Here is a 23,547-nt window from a genome sequence, read left to right as displayed (position 1 = left end):
CTTTTGATATTTTTGCTGTTCTATTAAGCCGGTTTATACATGCTGGAAATCATCAATCTCATTAAGTTTGAAAGTATATACCTGCTTCTCATCCACATGGTATACGCTGATCGTCTGATCTTCATTATCGAATTTCAAAATCCGACAGGGGATCGAGAAGCGTTCGCCTCTACGGTTAATCGTCAGTCGAATAAGTTGATTTCCCTGAATATAGAGAGACAGCCAGCTGGACATGTCATTCTCAATTTTTTGCTGAAGAGCAGCAGCTGATTCGGCATCGGTACGCTGTTTTACAGGAGCAGGAGCTTCCTGTTGACGCAATGCTGCTTTGGCACGTACTTTTTGCGCGATTTCTACATTTACAGAGCTGCTTAGTTTGTCCGGTGATTGTTCGACAGCCTTGATTTTTTGTCCCCATTTAATGCCGGAGACAATTCGGAAGTCTGCCAGTTCCTCCTGATTATTAAGGATTTCCAGCAGCTTTTGAAGGGCAACCGCGTTGCTTGGTCCGGTAATCATAAGGTCGACATTGAATAAAAATTCGGTGTCATCATTAGTCTGCTGTTTCGTCATATTTCTCCCATCTCGCTTACTTTATCAGATTGGCAATCCCATTCCAAAATAAACTATATCATTTTAAGTAAAATATTCATAGGTCTTTAGAGATAGTTCTTAGGACTGGATGGATTTGGTGATATGCCTGGATGTTATGTTCATTTGTCCTGTCGACTACTCAATATATTTATCGGCTAAGTGTCGAAAAATGTTAGACAAATCATAGGTAAAAACACAAAAATACCGGGGTCTGATGCGACCCCGGCTGTGATCAAAATGATATCGGAATATCTATAGTATTGCCCTCTTATAACTGCCTATAACAACGTTTTTCAGCTCTGAAAAAGCTTTGGAAGGTTTTCGTTATAGGAAGGATATACCAGACCTTTTTCAGTAATAATAGCAGTTACATATTCACTCGGTGTAACATCAAAAGCCGGATTGAATACTTTGATATCTTCAGGTGCCGTACGTTTGCCAAAGCTCTCGGTTACTTCTTCTGCAGAACGTTCTTCAATTGGAATTTCGGCTCCTGTAGCGGTAGATAGATCAATCGTCGACAGCGGGCAGGCCACATAAAAAGGAATATTATGCGCTTTGGCGAGCACGGCTACACTATAGGTACCAATTTTGTTGGCTACATCGCCATTGGCTGCTACGCGGTCAGCGCCGACGATGACTGCTTGAATCCAGCCTTTGGACATAACCATGCCTGCCATATTGTCGCAAAGCAGTGTTACATCAATACCGGCTTGCTGAAGCTCAAATGCAGTCAGACGAGCACCCTGCAGTACCGGACGAGTCTCATCGGCATATACTTTCAGATGAATACCTTGTTCGTGAGCCAGATACATGGGAGCCAGCGCAGTACCGTATTTCGCTGTAGCAAGTCCGCCTGCATTACAGTGAGTGAGAACGCCCATGCCATCCTTGAACAGAGGCAGTGCATGTTCTCCGATCATGCGGCATACTTCTTCATCTTCCTCATGGATAGCCACAGCTTCAGCGAGCAGTCCGGCATTGCGGGATTCCGTTGTGCCTTCCTGTTCGGCAAGTTGATGAGCACGCTTGTTCATACGATCGAGTGCCCAGAACAGATTAACAGCAGTTGGACGGGATTCTGCGAGATAGGCAGCTGTTTTGAGTACGTGCTTGAGCCAGGCAGCTGCATCTTCGTCTGAATACTCCCATGCGCCAAGTACAACGCCATAAGCTGCCGAAATACCGATAGCCGGAGCCCCACGTACTTTCATAGAACGAATGCCTTCGAATACCTGTTCAGCCGTGAACAGCTCCAGCATAACAATTTCATCCGGCAAGAGACGCTGATCCAGCATCAGCAGTTTATCTTCAGCCCAGCGAAGGGAAAGCAGCGGTTCAAAGGGGGCTTTAACGGGAACTTCATTGGATGGAATCTGATTATTCATAATAGAGAATCACTCCCTTGGATAATTACAAACATTAGAATATAGGATATCGGAAAACAATGTTTTTGCACAGTCTTTTTTCTGTTTTATTTCCTGTAGAGCTTCCGTTTTTTTGGTCTTCCGATGACCCTGGGCAAGGGCTGATTTCACATAGCGATTGTTTCGTCAATTGCTCACACGGGTAAGATGTATGCAGATGAGCCTGACATGTTTATCAATTTCACCAAAATTTATAGAAGTGAGGGATAAGAACTATGTCTAACATTACAAATGAAAACTCTACTCAAACCAAACGCGTCGAAGAACTGTTGAATCTGCAGGTGGCTAACCTGAATGTATTATATGTGAAAATCCACAACTTCCATTGGTATGTAAAAGGTGAGAACTTCTACACCCTGCATATCAAATTCGAAGAACTATACAATGAAGTAACGCTGAAAATGGACGAAATCGCTGAGCGTCTGCTGACACTCAAAGGTTCTCCGGCAGCGACAATGAAAGAATATCTGGAAATGTCCAGTATTCAAGAAGCTAACGGTAGCGAAGACGCTCGTACAATGGTACAGACCATTATCGAAGACTTTGCTACAGTATGCGAGCAGTTCCAGGAAACAATCGAACTGGCTGACGAGTCCGGTGACCAACCGACAGCAGATATGCTGATCGCGTTCAAAGCGGATCTGGAGAAACACATGTGGATGCTGCGCTCTTTCCTGGGCTGAGTTATCTCCACTTGATCATTAAATCAATTACTAACAACAAACCGCAATCTGTCTTAATGGACAGGTTGCGGTTTTATTTATGTAGACTTCTATGAAATACGATTTGATAATCAATCCAGGCTAATTATTTGATACATAATAGTAAAAATATGGTAATATGAAAAGGTAATATTTTATTACTAAAAATAGAAGGAGGTAAATAAGGATAAGCTCCTGTTCTGAAAATGAGCATAGTTTGTTAAGCCATAGTTCCGGAAACTTCAATACGAGAAAATCATCCTAACAAGGAAAAATCAAAGAAGAGCAATAATTTCAAAAGAAAAGAAACAAGTTAAAAGTAATTGTAAGCGTAATCATTTATGGATCTGCTTGGTTGATAGTTATTAATAACGTAAAGGGGAAATGAAAATGAGAGCAGCTACATGGTTGAAGAACATTTCATTTATACTCTTATTACCTTTGATTTTCAGTCTGGTATTGCCCGCTGGTTCTGCAAATGCCAAACCCTCCATTTCACCTCAAACCGAACCACCACCAGAATATTTCCATCATAACTGGTTTGAACCGATTTATCTTGGAGGCAATGCACGCGATTCTTCTGCCGAATGGACAACAAATAACAAAACAGATGTATCGGTTTCTTTTAGTATGGAAGGTGAAGGCGAACTGACGGTTTCTTACGAAGTATATAGTTATTATAGTGGGTGGATTCCTATGCACTCTGTAACCTTTACGGAATCCGGTAACTATGATTACAAAATGGGCTACTATCCTACGTTCCCGGATGATTTCTACCGATATCGTGTTGCCTACTATTTAAAAGAAACAAACGGACCATTTAGTGTATTTGGTGATGTGACGATTGATTATTACGACCGCTGGATTCCAACGGGTGGTGGCTGGTAATCCATATCGTCTATTTGGAATTTCCCTGTACTAATCAAAGATGCTGCTTGTCTTCTGGTAGGGAACGGAACATTCTTGGATAGAATACTAATGGAGTGTAATACACTGCTAATTATTCGCCGATGCCTAATTTATTCAAGCCATAGTTTGCAGAAATCGCAAACTATGGCTTGAATTTGTTATGGATGCATTCATTTGCTTTTATTTCTTTTATAATAAAGAAAAATAGGGTAATGAAAATCATGATGGGAGGCTTGCAGAAGATGTATATGAATGGCGGACGTTTTATCGTAGAAGACAAAGACATTTCTGCAATCTGGTGTTACCGGGATCGGGACGGCATTCATTTTGAAGATGGATTTCGATTTGAAATGCAGCTGCAGGATATTGTCATCTATCCAGGCAGTATACAAGCTGTCGAACTCCCTCACGAATTGGCTTTTTCTTCAGATGAAGGCATTGAAGAAAGCATACGGTTGGCTATTTACCAAAGTATTGGATTTATAAAGGAGGAGATTATCTAATGAATGAACAAGTTATTGCCCTCAAAGAATGGGCATCCGCTATTCGTGCCCTGGAACAGGGGCAACAGATCCTGTTAATGCGCAAAGGTGGAATCATCGAAGAAACACGTGATTTCGAGCTAAAAGAAAATGCCTTTTATCTGTATCCAACCTATGAGCACCAGCGCCGCGAGCTGCTCAAGCCAGAGGACCAACATCTGGTAGACGAATCCATGCAGGACTGGTCTCCCGAGCAAAATACAGCTACGATCCGCCTCTATGCCGAGGTCACGGATGATTTGGAAATCTACGATCAACAGCAGCTGGATCGGCTGAGAGAAATGCACATCTGGACCGATACATTTGCCGAAGAACGTCTTCGCTGGAAAAAGAAAAATCCGCTTCATGTACTAATCCTGCGGGTATATATAATTGAACGACCGGTGGACATCCCAATAGAAGAGCAGTATATCGGCTGCAAATCGTGGATATCCATACCAAGTGGTTCGGTGACGAGCGAATTGACGCCGGTGCTGGACGCTGCGGAGTTTGAGAGAATGAGATCTGCTCTATTGCAATCGCTGCAAGAACAGAACATTCCGGACACAAAGCTTGACTGAGTCGATCGGTCAGGCTTTTTATTTTGGTTTTGGGGTTGGTGGAGGCGAGGGATTGAGGTGGAGCAGGGGCCGCTGCGGCAAGGGATTGTCCGGCTGTCCTCCGGTTAAGAATGGATATTCTGAAAAGGGTACAGCGGGAATATCCATTCTTAAATGTCGTCCTGCCGGACAATTCCCTTCCCTCCGCTCCGCGCTGCTACCCTCAAACGTTGCCTCCTCCAACAAAGGGAGTGGGTAATGGGAGTGACCAAACCCTTTCTCTATTCGTTTTGTTTTTTCTTTATATATAGAAATATGAAAAAAACAAAAATGAAATTACAAAAATACAATGGATTATTAAAGTCTTAGCAGACAGACAAATGATCACTACGTTCTTAGCGGAGCAATTGGAATTGGACTTCAGCAGCGGAGCGGCCTCATTTAAGAATGGATATCTTCCGCGAAAGCGGAAATTCAGGATATCCGATTCTTAACGGAGGGCAGAAGACCAATCCAATTGTGCAGCGGATTCTTAGGAAACATCTTGTTTGATTTCTATATCTCCTAAATAAATAATCTTGTAAAAGATAAATCGATAATAAATGATTACGCATAGATAATCACAAAATCAATGACTACGCAAAAGTAACCCCAAGTATTATAGGTTCTTCGCATTTTCTATATCCTACGGAATTCACCCTAAAGACATCCTGTCCACACCAACCACGCGGCAAATGTTTTGAAGTTGTAGCTCCTCTTGCTCTGGCATGTTCCTGATATTCACGTTAAGATAAGGTGAAAGATATCCGTAGTTCATTGCGGCTATATTGAAATTATTATAAAATACTTGAGAATCGTTGAGAATCAGTTTAGAATAGTTCTAAGGAAGATTTATTCTTAGACTTTATCTAAATGAATCGGATACCTAATACTCTGTAGGTACGGTTCTTCAGAAAAGGATATTTGCTTCGCAAAAGATCCGGCTATTGGACAATGAGGGATTTTTCCCTGTTGAGATAAATGGGGGGCAGATCAAAGCCGTGAATTGGCTGGATGTCCACAGGAAAGTCATTCATATGCAGCTTGTTGATCCTAATACCGGAAAAGAGTGAATGCTGGAGAATAGAAGGCAGCTTATGGTTTTGCTGCTTGTCTTTTTTTGCGGACGACACAGTTTTACTGGTATGATTTAACAAGTGAAATGGTATTACGATCATTCTTATGAAGCAAGCTGATAGACGATATATTAAAATTGATCTATTTGGCTGCTTACTTACTTATTTGGAGGGACGACTATTATGGCAACAAATTTCGTCATTGAAGGTCTGAAAGCAACAATCGAGAACAAGGAAATCCTCAAAGGTGTTAACCTGTCGATGAAAGGCGGAGAAATCCACGCAATCATGGGACCTAACGGTACCGGTAAAAGTACGCTGGCATCCGCATTGATGGGACATCCCAAATATGAAGTAACCGAAGGCGCTGTAACGCTTGACGGTGAAGATGTACTGGAGATGGAAGTAGACGAGCGCGCACGCGCAGGTCTGTTCCTCGCTATGCAATATCCAAGTGAAATCACAGGGGTAACCAACTCCGACTTCCTGCGCAGTGCAATCAATGCACGCCGCGAAGAAGGTAAAGAAATTTCCCTGATCAAGTTCATTCGCCAGATGGAAGGCACGATGAAAGAACTGGAAATGAACCCTGAATTTGCTCACCGTTACCTGAACGAAGGCTTCTCCGGTGGTGAGAAAAAACGTAATGAAATCCTGCAAATGATGATGCTGGATCCAAAAATCGTTATTCTTGATGAAATTGACTCCGGTCTCGATATTGATGCTCTGCGCATCGTAGCAGACGGTGTAAATAAAATGCGCAGTGAAGATCGCGGTTTCCTGATCATCACTCACTATCAGCGTCTCCTGAACTACATTACGCCTGACCATGTACACGTTATGATGCAAGGCCGTATCGTGAAATCCGGCGGACCGGAACTGGCAGCCCGTCTGGAAGCGGAAGGTTATGACTGGGTTAAAGAAGAACTCGGTATTACTGACGAAACTGTAGGTCTAGAAGCGTAAATTACTGTACGGAAGGAGGAGCTACACAATGACATTGCAGACGATACTTCCGCTCAATACGGAAGCTCTCAAATCACTATCCCAACAAAAAAACGAACCGGCTTGGCTGACTGACAGCCGTCTGGGCGCTCTGGAACTTGCTTCCCGGCTCGAACTGCCCAAACCGGACAAAACGAAAATTGATAAATGGAATCTTGCAGACTATGGTACCTACCAGCCTGTAAGTGCGGCTGCTTCTCTGCAGGAACTGCCACCCGTGGTAAGCCAGCTGGTAAAAGAAGAAGAATCGGCGAATCTGCTTGTACAAAAAGATTCCGGCGTAATCTACGCGGTTCTGTCTGATGAACTCAAAGCACAGGGGGTTATTTTCACCGATCTGGAGACAGCAGCACGTGAGCATGGTGACCTGGTACAGGCGCATCTGTCCACTGTTGTCAAAAACGATGAAAATCAGCTAACTGCACTGAGTGCAGCTCTGTGGAACGGTGGAGCATTCCTCTACGTTCCCAAAAACGTAGAAGTATCTATCCCGCTGCAGGCTGTATTTGTAACGGAAAATGCAGACGCGACATTCGCGCCACGTGTACTTGTTGTTGCAGATACCAACAGTTCTGTAACGTATGTAGACAATTATGTATCGACTGGCGATGCCAGCCGTGTGCATAACGGTATCGTCGAGATCATAGCCAAAGATGGTGCCAAAGTACGTTATGCAACAGTTCATCAGCTGGGTACGAATGTAACGGATATGAGCTATCGCCGTGCAGTAACCGGTAACGATGCATCGATCGAATGGATCATCGGTGAAATGAACGACGGTAATACGGTAACGGATACATCGACTGTATTGCGAGGCAATGGTTCCACTTCCGATGCGAAAATCATCGCAGTCGGTTCCGGCGTACAGCGTCTGAATTATACAACCCGTGCGATTCACTTTGGTAAAGACTCCACCAGCCAAATGACAACACGTGCTGTTATGCGTGAAGAAGCCAATGCGATCATCAACGGTATTACCAAAATCGAACACGGCGCAACCCGTTCGAACGGTGAGCAGGCAGAGAAAGTGCTGATGCTCAGCCCGAAAGCACGTGGTGATGCTAACCCGATTCTGCTGATTGATGAAGATGATGTTATGGCAGGTCACGCAGCATCGGTAGGTCAGGTTAACCCTGAGCAAGTTCATTACCTGATGTCTCGCGGTATCTCCCGTGCACAGGCAGAACGACTGATTATTTATGGCTTCCTGGCTCCGGTCGTATCTGATATTCCACTGGAACAGCTGCGGGTTCGCCTGCAGGAACTGGTGGAAAGGAAAGTCGGACAGTGAACGAGCTCATCCGCGAGCAGTTTCCGATTTTACACCAGGAAGTAAACGGACATCCGCTTGTGTATCTGGATAATGCAGCGACTTCCCAGAAGCCGCGTGTCGTTCTGGATGCGCTGCGTCACTATTATGAATACGACAATTCCAATGTGCACCGTGGTGTGCATACATTGGGAACACGTGCGACCGACGCTTACGAAGGCGCACGCGAGAAGATTGCCCGTTTCATTAATGCGTCACGCAGTGAAGAGATTGTCTTTACCCGTGGTACAACAACAGCGCTTAACCTGGTTGCTTCTTCTTATGGCGGCCCTCGTCTCCAGCCCGGAGACGAGATCGTCGTTACACCGATGGAGCATCACAGCAACCTGATTCCGTGGCAGCAGCTCGCGCTGCGGACAGGAGCGACGCTGAAATATATCCCACTGCAGCCGGATGGCAATATCGATCTGGCTGATGTGGAAAAAGTCATTAACGATAATACCAAAATCGTCTCGGTTGTCTATGTATCGAACGTACTCGGTGTGGTTAATCCGGTGAAGGAAATTGCCGAGATTGCTCATCGTCACGGTGCGATCATGGTCGTCGACGGCGCACAAAGTACTCCTCATATGAAAGTGGATATGCAGGATCTGGATTGTGACTTCTATGCACTATCCAGTCACAAAATGTGCGGCCCGACTGGATTCGGTGCCTTGTACGGCAAGCGCAAGCTGCTCGCACAGATGGAACCGATCGAATTCGGAGGCGAGATGATTAATGATGTAGGATTGTATGAATCCGACTGGAAAGACGCTCCATGGAGATTTGAAGGCGGTACGCCGATCATTTCCGGTGCAGTCGGTCTGGGTGCAGCGATCGATTTCCTGTCCGAGATCGGTATGGACAAGATCGAAGCGCATGAAGCTCACCTGGCCAACTATGCTATGGAGCGCATGTCCCAGATTGAGGGTATTAAAATATATGGTCCAGCCAAGCGCAAAGTGGGTATTGTTACTTTCAACCTTGAAGGTGTACATCCTCATGATCTGGCGACGGTACTGGACACTTATGGGGTCGCTATTCGCGCCGGACATCACTGCTGTCAGCCATTAATGAGATGGCTTGAAGCAAGTTCTACGGCACGCGCAAGCTTTTACCTGTATAATAATGAACAAGACGTGGATAGACTCATTGAAGCGTTGGTTCTGACAAAGGAGTATTTTGGCGATGCAACTTGATGATCTTTACCGCCGCGTGATTATGGATCACTACAAAAATCAACGCAACCGCGGTACATTTGAAGACGGAGCGATGACGGTTGAATTGAATAACCCTACCTGTGGTGACCGCATATCTTTGCAGCTTCAGGTGGAAGACAACAAGGTAGTGGACGCCAAGTTCTCGGGAGATGGCTGTTCAATCAGTATGTCATCCGCCTCCATGATGACGGAAGCGATTAAAGGCAAGACGTATGCAGAAGCACTTGATCTGGCAGACCGTTTCTCTTCCCTGATGAAGGGCGAAGAAGTGGAATTTGTAGAATATGAAGAGATCGAAGCCCTATCCGGAGTAAATAAATTCCCTGCTCGCATTAAGTGTGCCACTCTGGCCTGGAATGCCCTGCGCAAAGGAATCGGAGAAGACAGCTTGGACAATTAAGATAGGGAGGCTACAACAATGGCTAAAAAAGCACCAGAAATGGAAGAATATAAATATGGTTTCCGCGACGAGCACAAATCCATTTTCCAATCCGGTAAAGGTCTGAACAAGGAAATCGTAATGGAGATTTCCCGCATGAAGGACGAACCGCAATGGATGCTGGATTTCCGTCTCAAATCACTGGAACAATTTGAGAAAATGCCTATGCCTGAATGGGGCGGCGATCTGAGTGGACTGGATTTCAACGATATTCAGTACTACGTAAAGCCATCCGAAGGACAAGGTAAAACATGGGAAGAAGTACCGACAGAAATCAAAGAAACGTTTGACAAACTCGGTATCCCGGAAGCAGAACAAAAATTCCTGGCTGGTGTATCCGCTCAGTACGAATCTGAAGTGGTATACCACAGCATGCAAAAAGAACTGGAAGACCAGGGCGTAATCTTCATGGATACGGATACTGCACTGCGTGAGCATCCAGAGATCCTGAGAGAATATTTCTCTACCGTTATTCCTCCAGCAGATAACAAATTCGCAGCACTGAACAGTGCGGTATGGTCCGGCGGAAGCTTTATCTATGTGCCACCAGGCGTACAATGTGATGTACCTCTGCAGGCGTACTTCCGTATTAACTCCGAGAACATGGGTCAGTTCGAGCGTACACTGATCATTGCGGATGAAGGCAGCTTTGTACACTATGTAGAAGGCTGTACAGCGCCGATTTACAGCACCAACTCCCTGCACAGTGCAGTTGTTGAGATCATCTGTAAAAAAGATGCTCGTGTGCGTTATACAACAATCCAGAACTGGGCACCAAACATCTACAACCTCGTTACCAAACGTGCGGTTGCAGAAGAAAATGCCACTATGGAATGGGTCGATGGTAACATCGGTTCCAAGATAACGATGAAATATCCAGCTGTTGTACTGAAAGGTCGCGGTGCCAAAGGTTCCGTACTGTCTATCGCTGTAGCAGGTAAAGGCCAGCTGCAGGATGCAGGCGCGAAAATGATTCACCTGGCTCCGGATACAACATCTACAATCGTATCCAAATCGATCAGTAAACACGGCGGTAAAGTAACGTACCGTGGTCTGGCATCATTCGGACGCAACTCCGAAGGTTCCAAGTCCAACATCAAGTGCGATACGCTGATTCTGGATAACCAATCCACTTCCGATACCATTCCGTACAACGAGATCAAGAATGATAACATCACTCTTGAACACGAAGCAACGGTATCCAAAGTATCCGAAGATCAGCTGTTCTACCTGATGAGCCGCGGTCTGACTGAAGACGAAGCGACTCAGATGATCGTAATGGGCTTTATCGAGCCATTTACGAAAGAACTGCCGATGGAGTATGCAGTTGAGATGAATAGATTGATCAAGTTCGAGATGGAAGGTTCTATCGGTTAATAGAACGTTTTAAATAAAAGAGGCACCTGTATTTTCAACTACAGGTGCCTCTTTTTGACTTTACTAATAAAAGATGTGATTTTGTTAGGATGAGGTATTTACTATAGAGGTCGCGGAAGTATTCTGCGGCCTCTTTTTCAGTTGGGAAAGATCTATATAATAAATCCCAATCATTATTTAATTCAATAATATTATATTTTGTTGCAAATACAACATAAATGAATTAAATTTAAATTACAATTTTATTGCATTTACAATAAAATTCAACGTTTTTAAAGGAGAATGTATTATGAAAGAAATTCTGCGCGAAATCGGAATGATTGCAAGAGCGCTGGATTCAATCAGTAATATCGAATTCAAGGAATATGACCTGACCAAAGGACAGTATCTGTACCTTGTACGTATCTGCGAACAGCCTGGTATTATTCAGGAAAAACTGGCGGAGATGATCAAGGTAGATCGGACGACTGCCTCGCGTGCCATCCAAAAGCTGGAGACAAACGGCTTTATCGAGAAGAGAGAAGACCCGCACAACAAAAAGGTCAAAAGGCTGTTTCCTACTGCGAGAGGCGAGCAGGTGTATCCTTTTATCAAGCGAGAAAATGACTATTCCAATTCGGTTGCTCTGGAAGGGCTGTCAGAGCAGGAAACCGAGCTAATTCATGATCTTCTCCGTAAAGTCAGAAAAAATGTAGAGAAAGATTGGGAAACCGTGAAAAAAGGCCATAAACGGAGCTATTAAGAAGGGGATGAGCCCGTGAGCTCATAAACCAATAAGTTAATACATTATTAGTTAGAGGAGTGTAAAGGGTAATATGGATATCCGTATCAGAAAATGCACGATAGATGACGCGCAGCAGCTGCAGCAGATTGGATATGAGACGTTTGACGAGACATTCAGGGATCAGAATTCACCTGAAAATATGAAGGCTTATCTGGAAAAGGCATTTGAGCGGAATCAAGTACAGCAGGAGCTATCCAACATGCTCTCCCAGTTCTTTTTCATGTATGTGGAAGATCACCTTGCCGGCTATCTAAAGGTGAATACCGGAGAAGCCCAGTCCGAACCGATGGGTGAGGATACACTTGAGATTGAGCGCATCTACGTACGAAGCCAGTTCCAGAAACGTGGAATAGGGAAGTATGTATTCGACAAAGCCATAGAAATTGCCATGCAAAGCGGTAAAAAGCAAGTATGGCTGGGTGTATGGGAGAAAAATCAGAATGCGATCATGTTCTATCAGAAGCTGGGGTTTGTCCAGACAGGAGCGCATTCCTTTTATATGGGGGATGAAGAGCAGATTGATTTGATTATGGTTAGACCGCTCTCTATCAGCCAATGAGTTGCAGTAATAATCCTAATGGACAAAATAAACCCGCACTTTGCGAGAACAATGGCAAAGTACGGGTTTATTTTTATATGATTCTTTAGCTATAAACATGAATGATTCAGTCAGACCATAAAGGTCCAATATTAACAGATTAAATCTTGAACTTGGCAATCAATTCGTTCAGTTCCTCTGCCATGACTCGCAGATCTTCGGAAGACGAAGAGATGCCGCCCAGCGCTTCGCGCTGTCTGTGGGAGATATCAGTCACTTCTACAGCACCTTTTCTGGAGACACTCGCAATCTCGGACAGTTCGGATACAGAGGAGGAGACTTCTTCGGAGCTTGCGGACATCTGCTCGGTTACAGCCGACATATCTTCGGTTTGTGAAGAGACTTCGCTGATCGCTGTCTCGATTTGGTGGAAAGCTTTGCCTGTTTCCTGGGACAGCTGGATACCAGCGTTTACTTCTCGTATACCTTCTTCCATCAGAGAGACGGCTTGATCGGTATCCTGTCTCATCAGGCCCAGGGTACCGGAGATCTGACCCGCTGACTGAGCCGACTGATCGGCCAATTTGCGGACTTCTTCAGCTACAACAGCAAAGCCTTTTCCGTGCTCACCGGCGCGTGCTGCTTCAATAGCAGCATTGAGTGCCAGCAGATTGGTCTGTGAAGCAATACCCGAGATCAACTCCGCCATGCCTTCGACTTCGCGTGAGCGTTGCTGCAGCTGGCGAATGCATGTTGCCGAGCGATCGACCGCTGCGCTGATAGAAGTCATCTGGGTACCAATTTGGCTGATGGTTGTACCGCCGCCTGCTGCTTTATATTTCATATCTGCTGCAGCTTCGGATACTTGATAAGCCGTTTGGGCAATTTCCTGAATGGCGCGTGCCATTTCTTCCATGACTCTGGCTGTTTCTCCCGCCGCGTGTTCCTGCGTTTCAGCACCCTGACTGACCTGCTCGGCGGTGTGTAGTACTTCAGCTTGCATCTGGACATTTTGCTCTACGCTGCTAGTTAGGGAAGAAGAAGCTTCTGCTGCCTGCATCGCTTTATGCTGAACACCTGCAATTACATTTTTGAGTTCGCCGGCCATTTCGCCAAAGTTACGATTCAGTTCACCAAAATCGTCATTGCGATCCGCCCGCAGCTGTACATTCAGGTCTCCTGTGCTCATCTGCTTGATCGCTGCAAACAGATCCCGAACAGGCTGCATCATATGACGCATAACAAAAAATTGAATAAGCAGCACAACAAGGACACAGCCTGCCAGAATAAGCAGGGAGTTACGCAGTAGAGTAGCGGTATTGCTCTCAATATCGGATGCACTGATATCCATACCGAACACAGCAACGACTTTGCCGGAACTATCTGTCACCGGTTGTAATACGCTGGACCAGCTTCCATATATATCTGTATAGACTTCAGTGCCAATCGGTTTGCCTTGATTGGCTACTTGTTGCATGGCGGCATACATAATTGGAGGGTTTTCATACAGTGTTCCTGGTCCCATACCTGCTTCAATCAGATGGGATGGAGAAGCGATAACAGTCTATTGATTATTTACGATCGCCGCACTGAATACATAAGCCTGGGCAATATTAGGATTGGTTTTGGAGACTTGATCGAGCTTTGCAGTCAGTTCTTTTTCGACTGCACTGCCTGCCACAGGATTTGCTGTCGCTTTGAGGATAATTTCGTTTCCGATTTGTTCCTGCATATAGGCAGATACACCAATATACTGCTTGTGCAGATCATCCAAAGACATTTTTTTCTGAATAATGACATTGAAAGTCGTCAGCAGTACACCGACCAACAAGATACCCATCGACATAAGCAGGATATTTTTTGCGAAAAAAGTAAGCCGTATTTTCTTTTTCATTAGTTGCTCCTTTGGTCCGAATGTAGGATGAAGTCTATTTATGATCTTTTCGGTAAAATAAATTCATTTATAAAGAGCAGATTGAAAATGAATGGATAATATGGAAAATAAAAAAGGACCCGTAATATTCGCGGGTCCTGCTGAAGTGAAAACTTATAACTTACATGGTATAAGGGAAGATAGATGACTATAGTAATTTCCTGTCTGGCTATATTCTCTGTTCAACTGTAATGGCTGAAGTTTTTCCTTTTCCATCCGCCTGGCTTCTTGGTCTTGGAGGCTGATGCAGAGAATGGGGTATAACCACCTGCATACAGCGTACCAGGCTTGTATCCAAGCGCTGCTGACAGTTCCGCCGGAGTTGGCTGCTGCTTATGCTCTAGCAGTTTGACGAGCACCAGTGCAGCGGCACGGGCATCTTCGAGGGCATCATGATGATTAAGTTCAATGCCATAGTAGGCAGCCAGATTGTTCAGACGGTGGGAAGGTAGCTCATTCAGAATCTTTTTGCTGAGCAGATAGGTGCAGTAATATTGAAATGCCGGATAGCCTGTACGGGCAGCATCCAGACTGTGACGCAGTACACTCATATCAAAAGCCGCATTGTGGGCGACTACATGTTTGTTATTCATATAAGGCAGCAGTTCCGGCCACAGTTCACCGAAAGTCGGAGCATCCTGTACCATAGAGGGTGTAATTTTGTGAATACTGATATTCATCGGATCAAAATGCTGCTCCGGATTGATCAGCCATGAACGTTCATCCGTAATCTCGCCGCCGCTGATCTCCACGATACCAATCGAGCAGGCACTGGAGCGACTGGAGTTGGCTGTCTCAAAGTCTATAGTTACAAAATCCATTCTTTTATTCATCCTTTCGGAGTTGGTCACCTGGTATCTATACGAATCATTACAAAACCGTTGTTGACGGGAGGGTATATGCACCTGTACCCTTTGTTAGGGTAGGATAATGAATCAATGCCGAGATACAGCAGCATGTTACTGGTATATTCTGTAGTGATTCACTTTATCTTTGCCGACCTCATGTACTGGCATACGGACAGGTACAATTATTCCCTGAACTATCTATTTTAGTACATAAGTATTCCATATACCAGTCAGTTACAGACAAATTAAATGCAAGGTGGTTAACAGCAATTGAAGAGCAGACGAAGTGAAAAGCATGGCAGAAGAAAACGTAAATCGGTAAGAATCCCAATCATCACGGCAGTAGTGGCACTCATTCTTATCGCAGCAGGAGCAGTATGGTATATGCAGCATCAGGCAATTCGGATTGCTGGACAGGGATCGACCGTTTCCGGGCAGAGTAACAATGAATCCAATACGGTACAAAATGGCAACAATGGAACGAATACAGCCAATGGACAGGCAGATCAAGCAAATGTTCCTGCGCCGCCTGCAGACGAGCATTATGATCTCGTGCTAATTGGGAGCGAAGTAGAGGGGATCCTTATGGCCAAAGCCGCTCATGATGAAGGGCTGAATGTATTGATTCTCGACCCAAGGGAAAAACCGGGCGGGCAGTTGATCCAGGGACAGATGCTTGTACTGGATGAGCCGAACAACAATAAGAAGATCAGCCTGGTGCAGGGTGAGATGAAAAAGCTGTACAATGCCTATAATCATGGTGAAATCCGCAAGGAATCCGATTTTATCAAGTATTATAACAGCCTGATCCAGGATATCCCGCTCAAAAGTGGTATAGATATCAAGCAGATTCAGCAAAAGGAAGAAAATGGACAGTATGCAATCGCCAGCCTGACCTATACGGAAAAGGATGGTGCCGAGCATACGGTGGATGCGCGTTATTTTGTGGAAAATACCGACTATGCAGCGCTATCTTCGCAGCTGCATACTACCCGCATTCCCGGCGTGGAATCGATCTTTGGCGGCGGCGACAAGCCTGAATATATGGCAGCCACTTATATGCTGAAATTCAAAAATGTAGACTGGCTCGCTTTGCACAGTGCTACGCTGAGGGATTATCCACTGTCCAATCTGGAAGCCAAATATGGTACCAATACGTACGTGGATTATGATTTTGGTACTGGCTACAGCAAAGTGACCGACAAATTCAAAATCGCCGATTCCCAGCTCAAGCTGCGCGGTATCAATTCCACCTATCAAAAAGACGGCGAAGTGATTATCAATGCGCTGCTGATCTATGATGTGGACCCTTCCGATCCCGAGTCTGTCCGCACAGCTATTGCCAAAGGCAAAGCCGAAGCACCTCATGTGCTGGAATTCCTGCGTGAAAATATCCCCGGCTACAAAAATGCCGAGTTGAACGGTTATCCGGAATATCTGTATATCCGTGACTATAACCGGTATGAGACCGACTATGTACTGCAATATGAAGATGCGATCAACAGCAAGATGTTCTGGGATGATGTCAGCATTGGCGGATATCCGCTGGATATTCAGGGTACGCGGGAAGTGCCGACCGGCAAAGGTTATGGCAAACCGGATGCTTACGGCATTCCGCTGCGGTCCTTTGAACTCAAAAATTATGACAATGTACTCGTTGCAGGCAAAAATATCGGAGCTTCGATCAAAGCTTATGGTAGTGCCAGAATCACACCAACTACGGCACTTGCAGCAGAAGTTATAGGTATTATTCTGGGGCATGAGAAAGATGGAAAGCGGCTCCGGGATCTGACCGAAGACGATTTCCGTACGATTCATGCATATCTGAAAAAAGATTATCATATTTCGCTGAACTAGAATAACCTGCTGTGATTCATAGACAGATGGCCTTCACTGCTGACGATCCGGTGGTAGAGGTGCAGTAGGCATATAGCCTGCTTAATGAAATAAGACATGTACGAATACATGCAACACAACAAAACGGGTCCTCTTCGGTAGAGAACCCGTTTTTTCGTGACTTTATTTCTTTGATCATCAGATGAAAATTTCTTCGATTTCCAGTGCAGACTGCATAGACAGATCTTTGAATCCCTGCTCCGTCTCAATCAGCGGGCGGAAATAGTCCGTTGGATTGGTCATAATGATTCGCCCGGTCTCGCCGGAATTCAGGCGCACTTTTTTGCCAATCATATTAGGCAGCATATTGCGGATAAAGGTCTGTGCGGCCTCGGCATACAGTTGTCCGAAGCTCATACGATGAATTTCCTTGAGCACACGAAGCAGTTCCTGCTTGGATTGATAAACCCGGTGTGTGGTCATGGCACTGTATATATCTGCAACCGCGGTAATACGTGCGTACGGATGAATATCATCAAGTGTGATACCGTTTGGATAGCCTTTGCCATCTGCCCGTTCGTGATGCTGTAGTGCCACAATAGCGCTCAGCTCATCTCCGGTCGACTCCATAATAATGTCATGGCCGTATTGAGCATGCTTTTTCATAATTTCATATTCTTCAGGTGTCAGTTTGCCCGGTTTGTTGAGGATTTCGGGCGGGACTTTGGCTTTGCCGACGTCATGAAGATATCCGGCGCGACCGGCAGCGTAGGCTTCCTGTTCTGTATATCCCATCCAGATGGCCAGATAATAAGATAGCATGCCGACTTGAAGGGAGTGTGTGTACGTGTAGTTATTAGTATCGTTGAGTACAAACAGAACGGAGACAACGTCTTTTTGGGTATGAAGTTCATCCATCAGAGGTTCTAGCATTGCATCCACCTGGCTCCCGTCAAATTCGCCACGGGAAGCTGCATTCAGGAACAGATTCTCAAATCCAACCAGTGCGGTATCGAACTGAACCTTTGCTTCTATAAGTGAATGATGGGGCTCATTATCATCGGTAATTACGATTTCTTCAATATCAACATAATCCAGACCATGCTTAAGCAGCTTGCTAATGTCATCGGGTTGGAGAATGTGGCCCTTTTGCATCATATGAATACCGAATGTATTGAACGTATCACTGGAAAGCGTGTCTCCCGGCTTCAAATCTGTAACATGCACTCTCAATATGGGCACCTCCATAATCTAAAAATTTAAACTTATCATAACAGGAAAAAAAGCGTACAACAATCCTGATATAGGTAATTTTACTCAGGATTTAGGTTCTGTGGGGTTCCAGGGACCTGTCTGTGCACCTTTCCATTCTGATCCATCTGCCCAGATTTCCTTTTTCCAGATCGGTACGGTTTCTTTGAGCCGTTCAATGGCAAACCGACTGGCTGCATAGGCATCATCACGATGAGCAGAGGAGACAGCGATAATCACACTTGTCTCTGCAATACCGACACTGCCGATACGATGACTGATCGCACAGCGTGTACCGGACCATGTATTTGCGATATGCTTGCCTATTTTTTGTAGCTGGGATAATGCCATGGGAATATAGGCTTCATATTCCAGGTATACCGTCTGCATTTCACCGGTCATTTCACGAGTCGTACCTATAAAAGCGATCGTTGCCCCGTGATTATTATCGGTAACTTTGGTAATGATTTCTTCTGCTAAGAGGGGAGCACTGGTAATGACATAGAGACCATCAGGGGTTTGTTCGGATGTAGTCGGTCCGGAGCCTCCGGACACGGGAGGGATCAGAGCCAGTTCATCGCTTTCCTTAATAATAGTATCGACAGTTGCATACTCTTGATTAACAGCTGCGAACGAATGACGGATAGAAATTTCGGCATCCGGGTATAATGTAGATAAAATATCTTTGATATGCTGTACAGTAACAGGATTTTTGCCCTCTTCAGAGCTGGTATCCATGGTTGAAGGTACTTCTACGATAATTTGGGATTCACCAATTTTTTCGGCAAGCCCGGCGAATAATTTAATGGTATACTGCATAAAATAAGCCCTCCATATAGGTATTATTAAAGCCCGGTACAGGCAGGTAATCACAAATGACCTGATTATTATGGACAAACAGGTTGCTGAACAATAAATGGTTACAGCCAGCAGACCAGTGATCTTCATCCTTTTAATATACCAGTATTTGCTTGAAATCCAAACGGTTTATTCAATTAGCATTTGATATAGTACACAGAGAAACAAGGGGAGGAACAAAACCATGAATACAGAAACAGCACACGATGTGCTTACCATACTGCATACCAATGATCTACACAGCCATTTTGAAAATATGGGTATCCTCGCATCCATTGCTGGAGATTATACCGATCGGTTGGGACGTGATCATGTACTGCTCGTTGATATCGGAGATCATATGGACCGGATGTCCCCGGAGACCGAAGGCTCGGAAGGTGGCGCCAATATCGATATTATCAATATGACCGGATATGATGCTGTGACAATTGGCAACAATGAAGGACTTACTTATACATCGTCCATACTGAACCAGGCTTATGCGGGTATTATCTGTCCAGTCGTATGCAGTAATGTAATCGAGCACGAGAGCGGTATACCGCCGGTATGGATGCGAACCCATCAGATTATCCAAAAAGGTACCTGGAAAATTGGTCTAATTGGTGCGACGGCTCCTTATGGTGATTTCTATGACCTGCTGGGCTGGGATGTCAGCGAGCCGGTCAGCAGTCTGCGTCCATTGATCGATCAGCTGCGCAGTGAAGTTGATCTGCTGGTGATGCTCTCGCATCTGGGACTGTCGGCGGATCAGAGGCTTGCAGAGCAGCTGCCTGAAATTGATGTGATCCTGGGCGGACACAGTCATCATGTACTGGATCGTCCGCTCTGGGTGGGATCAACGGTGCTTGGTGCAGCCGGCAAGTTCGGACAGTATATGGGACAGATGACCTGGCAAAAGGATACACTCGGCGGAAGGGCACATTTATTGGACGGAGGTCTGATTGCCATTACGGAAAATATGCCGCGTGAAGAAGCAGTGGAAGCGGCCATTGTACTCCATCGACAGCGGGCAGAGGAGCGAATGAGCCGCACGGTAGCGATGCTGGAAGCTCCACTGAAGATTGATTATGAGCGGGAATCACCGCTTGGCAATCTGCTTGCACAGGCGGTACGGCGTTATACCGGTGCAGAGCTGTCGATCGTAAATGCAGGACAGCTGCTGGATGAACTGCCTGCTGGCGAGATTACAGAATCGCTTCTGCATCGTCTGTGTCCATCTCCGATCAATCCGTGCATTACCCTGCTTCGCGGAAGCAGTATTCGACGGGCACTGGAGCAGTCACTGCTGTCCGAATTTACACACAAGGCTATTATGGGTTACGGATTCCGTGGCAAGATTCTGGGTTGTCTTTGTGTGGACGGACTGAAGATTACCTGTGACCTGGCCAGACCGGCTTATCAGCGTATTACCGGTCTGGAAATTAACGGACAGCCGCTGCAGGACGATCAGGAATACAGCGTCGGATCACTCGATATGTTCACTTTCCGGATCGGTTATGATTCACTCAGCGAGAGTGGAGGGGTGACTTACATGCTGTCGGAATTTATCCGTGATCTGCTGCGCAGCGAACTGCAGACGCCGGGAACAGTGCAGTCCTGTGCCGGACCTCGCTGGTTTATGGTATGATAAACAGGACCTTGTATCCATAATTGCATACTGCCCAGGTGGTAGCGTTAAGATTATACGAATTCAGGGTTAATACATGAGATAAGGTGAAGATACAAATGACAGTAATACACAGAAGTGAATGGCCGCTGAAAGAATTATCCCCGAGTTACGATCCGTGGGACCCGCTGCTGTCGCTTCGCCAGTATGGCAAACATACGCTTACCAGTGTAGAGATGACCGTCACCAATCTGTGCAATATGCGCTGTGAGCACTGCGCGGTAGGTGATTCGCTGGTGATGCGTGAGCCGGACATGATTCCGCTGCCGCTGATGCTGAAGCGGCTGGATGAGGTAGAGAACCTCCAGACGATCAGTATTACCGGAGGAGAGCCTACATTCCGCAAGCAAACTGTGGATGAAGTCATTGTGCCTTTGCTTCGATATGCGCGTGAGCGTGGGATTCGTTCACAGATCAACTCCAATCTGACGCTGGATATTGGCCGCTATGAGAAACTGCTGCCGTATCTGGATGTAATGCATATTTCGTTTAACTACACATCACCCGATGACTTCCACGAGGTGGGATTTGCCAATAGCGGACATCCGGTTCCGCGTGAGGCAGCTGTACGCATGTACGACAAAATGATGGAGAATACCCGTCGGCTGAGTGAAGCAGGCATGTTTATTTCCGCAGAATCCATGATCAACTATCGAACACATCGCAAACTGCCTGAGATTCATCGTATTATCGGTGAAATGGGCTGCAAGCGTCATGAAGTACATCCGATGTATGCGGCTGATTTTGCAGCAAGCCTGCCCGTCTTGTCTCTTGGCGATTTTCGCGCAGCGATTCATGACCTGTTGGATCACCGGGATCAGGATATGTGGATGCTGTTCGGTACACTGCCATTTTTTAGCTGTAACCCGAATAATGCCGATCGTGAGCTGGTATCCCGTCTGTATCGTGAACGGAATGTAACGGTGCGCAATGATCCAGATGGACGTAACCGGGTCAATGTGAATATGTTTACCGGTGACGTATTTGTAACGGATTTTGCTGCGATTCCTGCTTTTGGCAATATTCATAATCGTAAGTTGGATGAGGTGTTCGGAGAGTGGAGTAATAATCATCCGCTGAATCAGCAGGTAAATTGCCATTGTGATGCGGCAGCCTGCTGCGGACCGAATCTGCTTGTAGCGGATATGTATTACAAGGACACGGATTTCAAATCACGCAAGGCGCTGTTGTAAAACTGCCATATGCCGGTGATGTGAAACTTCTCTCTTAGGTTAGACGACCCGGCGAAGGTACTATATATCCGAGAAAAGGGGCGTTCCGGTTGGGGCATGAGTTTGACTTAGGCACTTTATTGCTTAATTTGGCACTGGTATTTGTGCTTGTATTTTTGAATGGATTCTTTGTGGCGGCGGAGTTCTCACTCGTCAAAGTGAGACATTCACGCCTGACCCAGCTACAAAGCGAAGGGAATCGACTGGCAGGATATGCACTCAAGGTAAACAGCAAACTGGATGCTTATCTGTCGGCGACCCAGTTCGGGATTACTCTGGCTTCTCTGGGTCTCGGCTGGATTGGGGAACCTGCCATTTCGGAGCTGCTTGTTGAACCGATCATGTACAAGCTGGGATTTGGTGATTCGACCATTATTGCGACGGTGTCAGTCGTTATCGGATTTGCCGTTATTACATTTCTCCATATCGTACTGGGCGAGCTGGCCCCCAAGTCACTGGCGATTCAGCGCACGGATGGCGTGTCTCTGGCGTTATCAGGACCTCTGTTATTCTTTTACCGGGTATTTTTCCCATTCATCTGGTTACTCAATATGGCTGCCAACGCGGTACTGCGCCTGGTAGGAATTGAGCCCGCGAGTGAAGCGGATGGGGCACACTCGGAAGAAGAAATTCGTATTCTGATGAATCAGAGTGCCAAAAGTGGCGTGATGGACGAAGGCGAGATTGAGCTGGTTAACAATATTTTTGAATTTTCCGATCGACTGGCTCGTGAAGTCATGCTTCCCCGTACGGATATGACCTGTCTTTATGCCAACTTGTCCCGGGAAGAGAACCTGGCGATTATCAATGATACCAAGCATTCACGCTATCCGGTAGCGGTGGAAGACAAGGACAGAATTATCGGATTCGTACATATTACGGATGTTCTGCTGTCTCCGGTAAATCAGCCTTATGATCTGGCTGCGCTTGCCCGTCCTATTCTGAATGTACCGGAATCGATGGAAATCAGTCATGTGCTGCAGCTGATGCAGAAAAATCACGCCCAGCTTACATTGGTTGTGGATGAGTACGGTGGAACCGCCGGATTGCTCACTGCTGAAGAGATTCTGGAAGAAATCGTCGGTGATCTATATGATGAATTCGAGGATGAGCGACCGGAGATGGAGATGGTAGGAGATATTATTTCCGTGGATGGCCGGATGCTGATCGAGGATGTAAACGAATTGGCCGGAGTAGAGATCGATGATGACGAAGTCGATTCAATTGGCGGCTGGATGTTCAAGGAACTTGAAGGTGTGCCGGAAGTAGGCAAGACCGTCGAAGTGGATGGAGTCGTATTCGAAGTCGCAGAATCGGAACGTCTGCGCATTATGCGGGTTCATGTCCATCCTCTTCCCAAGGAAGAAAATGCAGATGCTGAGGAAAATCATCAGGACAAGAATTCCCATTCCTAAATAACAAAT

At 45.8% G+C, this 23,547-nt stretch carries 22 protein-coding genes; 15 read left to right on the top strand and 7 right to left on the bottom strand.

The features are described from left to right. Window positions 1-33 precede the first annotated feature (33 nt). Entirely contained in the window at window positions 34-573 is a 540-nt protein-coding gene (locus WH46_RS01030; RefSeq protein ID WP_017811268.1) for a hypothetical protein, read from the bottom strand. 314 nt (window positions 574-887) lie between these two features. Next, a complete protein-coding gene (gene mtnA / locus WH46_RS01025) occupies window positions 888-1,982 on the bottom strand; it encodes an S-methyl-5-thioribose-1-phosphate isomerase (RefSeq protein WP_046225406.1) in 1,095 nt (364 codons plus the stop codon). 254 nt (window positions 1,983-2,236) lie between these two features. On the opposite strand from mtnA, the gene WH46_RS01020 reads away from it, so the two are divergent. From WH46_RS01020 to WH46_RS00970, 11 genes are all read left to right on the top strand, one after another. Continuing rightward, window positions 2,237-2,704, top strand: coding sequence for a Dps family protein (locus tag WH46_RS01020; protein WP_017811266.1), 468 nt, complete (start codon window positions 2,237-2,239; stop codon window positions 2,702-2,704). A 408-nt stretch (window positions 2,705-3,112) separates the two neighbouring features. Further along, window positions 3,113-3,610, top strand: a complete 498-nt coding sequence (locus WH46_RS01015; protein WP_046225405.1) for a hypothetical protein — start codon at window positions 3,113-3,115, stop codon at window positions 3,608-3,610. Window positions 3,611-3,873: 263 nt separating this feature from the next. Continuing rightward, window positions 3,874-4,134: a hypothetical protein gene (locus WH46_RS01010; protein WP_046225404.1), complete on the top strand. Its 261-nt coding sequence runs from the start codon at window positions 3,874-3,876 to the stop codon at window positions 4,132-4,134. After that, the gene (locus WH46_RS01005; RefSeq protein WP_046225403.1) at window positions 4,134-4,733 is read left to right on the top strand and encodes a DUF1802 family protein; all 600 of its coding nucleotides are present in this window, start codon (window positions 4,134-4,136) and stop codon (window positions 4,731-4,733) included. Before WH46_RS01010 ends, WH46_RS01005 begins: the two co-directional genes overlap by 1 nt. Before the next feature lie 1,277 nt (window positions 4,734-6,010). Next, window positions 6,011-6,793 carry a Fe-S cluster assembly ATPase SufC gene (sufC, locus tag WH46_RS01000; RefSeq protein WP_017811262.1) on the top strand — a complete coding sequence of 261 codons (783 nt, stop codon included), beginning with the start codon at window positions 6,011-6,013 and terminating at the stop codon, window positions 6,791-6,793. Window positions 6,794-6,821: 28 nt separating this feature from the next. Next, on the top strand, window positions 6,822-8,123 hold the full coding sequence (gene sufD, locus WH46_RS00995; protein WP_046225402.1) for a Fe-S cluster assembly protein SufD: 1,302 nt from the start codon (window positions 6,822-6,824) through the stop codon (window positions 8,121-8,123). Next, complete coding sequence (locus WH46_RS00990; RefSeq protein ID WP_017811260.1) at window positions 8,120-9,340, top strand: cysteine desulfurase; 1,221 nt, start codon at window positions 8,120-8,122, stop codon at window positions 9,338-9,340. The genes sufD and WH46_RS00990 overlap by 4 nt, the downstream gene beginning before the upstream one ends. Further along, window positions 9,330-9,761, top strand: coding sequence for a Fe-S cluster assembly sulfur transfer protein SufU (gene sufU, locus WH46_RS00985; protein WP_017811259.1), 432 nt, complete (start codon window positions 9,330-9,332; stop codon window positions 9,759-9,761). Before WH46_RS00990 ends, sufU begins: the two co-directional genes overlap by 11 nt. Window positions 9,762-9,779: 18 nt before the next feature. Then, window positions 9,780-11,177: a Fe-S cluster assembly protein SufB gene (sufB, locus tag WH46_RS00980; RefSeq protein WP_017811258.1), complete on the top strand. Its 1,398-nt coding sequence runs from the start codon at window positions 9,780-9,782 to the stop codon at window positions 11,175-11,177. Between the two features lie 289 nt (window positions 11,178-11,466). After that, window positions 11,467-11,919 (top strand): MarR family winged helix-turn-helix transcriptional regulator, encoded by a 453-nt coding sequence (locus WH46_RS00975; protein ID WP_017811257.1) that lies wholly within the window; start codon window positions 11,467-11,469, stop codon window positions 11,917-11,919. A 73-nt stretch (window positions 11,920-11,992) separates the two neighbouring features. Further along, window positions 11,993-12,520: a spermidine/spermine N(1)-acetyltransferase gene (locus WH46_RS00970; RefSeq protein WP_017811256.1), complete on the top strand. Its 528-nt coding sequence runs from the start codon at window positions 11,993-11,995 to the stop codon at window positions 12,518-12,520. Between the two features lie 139 nt (window positions 12,521-12,659). Here the strand turns inward: WH46_RS00970 and WH46_RS00965 are convergent, their stop codons facing one another. From WH46_RS00965 to WH46_RS00955, 3 genes are all read right to left on the bottom strand, one after another. Further along, window positions 12,660-14,024, bottom strand: coding sequence for a methyl-accepting chemotaxis protein (locus tag WH46_RS00965; protein ID WP_046225401.1), 1,365 nt, complete (start codon window positions 14,022-14,024; stop codon window positions 12,660-12,662). A 39-nt stretch (window positions 14,025-14,063) separates the two neighbouring features. After that, window positions 14,064-14,393 (bottom strand): hypothetical protein, encoded by a 330-nt coding sequence (locus WH46_RS00960; RefSeq protein ID WP_017811254.1) that lies wholly within the window; start codon window positions 14,391-14,393, stop codon window positions 14,064-14,066. A 221-nt stretch (window positions 14,394-14,614) separates the two neighbouring features. Further along, window positions 14,615-15,253, bottom strand: coding sequence for a 3'-5' exonuclease (locus tag WH46_RS00955; protein WP_017811253.1), 639 nt, complete (start codon window positions 15,251-15,253; stop codon window positions 14,615-14,617). Between the two features lie 297 nt (window positions 15,254-15,550). On the opposite strand from WH46_RS00955, the gene WH46_RS00950 reads away from it, so the two are divergent. Further along, window positions 15,551-17,137 (top strand): FAD-dependent oxidoreductase, encoded by a 1,587-nt coding sequence (locus tag WH46_RS00950; RefSeq protein ID WP_331458210.1) that lies wholly within the window; start codon window positions 15,551-15,553, stop codon window positions 17,135-17,137. A 177-nt stretch (window positions 17,138-17,314) separates the two neighbouring features. On the opposite strand, the gene WH46_RS00945 is transcribed toward WH46_RS00950, so the two are convergent. Next, window positions 17,315-18,349, bottom strand: a complete 1,035-nt coding sequence (locus tag WH46_RS00945) for an HD-GYP domain-containing protein (protein WP_046225399.1) — start codon at window positions 18,347-18,349, stop codon at window positions 17,315-17,317. A gap of 84 nt (window positions 18,350-18,433) precedes the next feature. Then, window positions 18,434-19,186, bottom strand: a complete 753-nt coding sequence (locus WH46_RS00940) for a molybdenum cofactor biosynthesis protein (RefSeq protein ID WP_046225398.1) — start codon at window positions 19,184-19,186, stop codon at window positions 18,434-18,436. A 223-nt stretch (window positions 19,187-19,409) separates the two neighbouring features. On the opposite strand from WH46_RS00940, the gene WH46_RS00935 reads away from it, so the two are divergent. From WH46_RS00935 to WH46_RS00925, 3 genes are all read left to right on the top strand, one after another. Beyond that, window positions 19,410-20,852: a bifunctional metallophosphatase/5'-nucleotidase gene (locus WH46_RS00935; protein WP_046225397.1), complete on the top strand. Its 1,443-nt coding sequence runs from the start codon at window positions 19,410-19,412 to the stop codon at window positions 20,850-20,852. Window positions 20,853-20,950: 98 nt separating this feature from the next. After that, window positions 20,951-22,084: a radical SAM/CxCxxxxC motif protein YfkAB gene (gene yfkAB, locus WH46_RS00930; protein ID WP_046225396.1), complete on the top strand. Its 1,134-nt coding sequence runs from the start codon at window positions 20,951-20,953 to the stop codon at window positions 22,082-22,084. 89 nt (window positions 22,085-22,173) lie between these two features. Beyond that, the gene (locus WH46_RS00925) at window positions 22,174-23,538 is read left to right on the top strand and encodes a hemolysin family protein (RefSeq protein WP_046225395.1); all 1,365 of its coding nucleotides are present in this window, start codon (window positions 22,174-22,176) and stop codon (window positions 23,536-23,538) included. Window positions 23,539-23,547 lie beyond the last annotated feature (9 nt).

Origin of the sequence: Paenibacillus dauci, assembly GCF_000971985.1 — a bacterium.
In the GTDB taxonomy this organism is placed as follows: Bacteria; Bacillota; Bacilli; order Paenibacillales; family Paenibacillaceae; genus Saccharibacillus; species Saccharibacillus dauci.
Note: the sequence above shows the minus strand (reverse complement) of the source record. Positions and strands in the feature narration are given on the sequence as shown.

Bases quoted from the DNA above. Each gene is read 5' to 3' on its own strand.
- mtnA (WP_046225406.1), bottom strand. From the start codon at position 1,982: ATGAATAATCAGATTCCATCCAATGAAGTTCCCGTTAAAGCCCCCTTT.
- sufC (WP_017811262.1), top strand. From the start codon at position 6,011: ATGGCAACAAATTTCGTCATTGAAGGTCTGAAAGCAACAATCGAGAAC.
- WH46_RS00975 (WP_017811257.1), top strand. From the start codon at position 11,467: ATGAAAGAAATTCTGCGCGAAATCGGAATGATTGCAAGAGCGCTGGAT.
- WH46_RS01020 (WP_017811266.1), top strand. From the start codon at position 2,237: ATGTCTAACATTACAAATGAAAACTCTACTCAAACCAAACGCGTCGAA.
- WH46_RS01030 (WP_017811268.1), bottom strand. From the start codon at position 573: ATGACGAAACAGCAGACTAATGATGACACCGAATTTTTATTCAATGTC.
- WH46_RS00935 (WP_046225397.1), top strand. From the start codon at position 19,410: ATGAATACAGAAACAGCACACGATGTGCTTACCATACTGCATACCAAT.
- WH46_RS00955 (WP_017811253.1), bottom strand. From the start codon at position 15,253: ATGGATTTTGTAACTATAGACTTTGAGACAGCCAACTCCAGTCGCTCC.
- sufD (WP_046225402.1), top strand. From the start codon at position 6,822: ATGACATTGCAGACGATACTTCCGCTCAATACGGAAGCTCTCAAATCA.
- yfkAB (WP_046225396.1), top strand. From the start codon at position 20,951: ATGACAGTAATACACAGAAGTGAATGGCCGCTGAAAGAATTATCCCCG.
- sufU (WP_017811259.1), top strand. From the start codon at position 9,330: ATGCAACTTGATGATCTTTACCGCCGCGTGATTATGGATCACTACAAA.
- WH46_RS00970 (WP_017811256.1), top strand. From the start codon at position 11,993: ATGGATATCCGTATCAGAAAATGCACGATAGATGACGCGCAGCAGCTG.
- WH46_RS00965 (WP_046225401.1), bottom strand. From the start codon at position 14,024: ATGGGACCAGGAACACTGTATGAAAACCCTCCAATTATGTATGCCGCC.
- WH46_RS01005 (WP_046225403.1), top strand. From the start codon at position 4,134: ATGAATGAACAAGTTATTGCCCTCAAAGAATGGGCATCCGCTATTCGT.
- WH46_RS00960 (WP_017811254.1), bottom strand. From the start codon at position 14,393: ATGAAAAAGAAAATACGGCTTACTTTTTTCGCAAAAAATATCCTGCTT.
- WH46_RS01010 (WP_046225404.1), top strand. From the start codon at position 3,874: ATGTATATGAATGGCGGACGTTTTATCGTAGAAGACAAAGACATTTCT.
- WH46_RS01015 (WP_046225405.1), top strand. From the start codon at position 3,113: ATGAGAGCAGCTACATGGTTGAAGAACATTTCATTTATACTCTTATTA.
- sufB (WP_017811258.1), top strand. From the start codon at position 9,780: ATGGCTAAAAAAGCACCAGAAATGGAAGAATATAAATATGGTTTCCGC.
- WH46_RS00940 (WP_046225398.1), bottom strand. From the start codon at position 19,186: ATGCAGTATACCATTAAATTATTCGCCGGGCTTGCCGAAAAAATTGGT.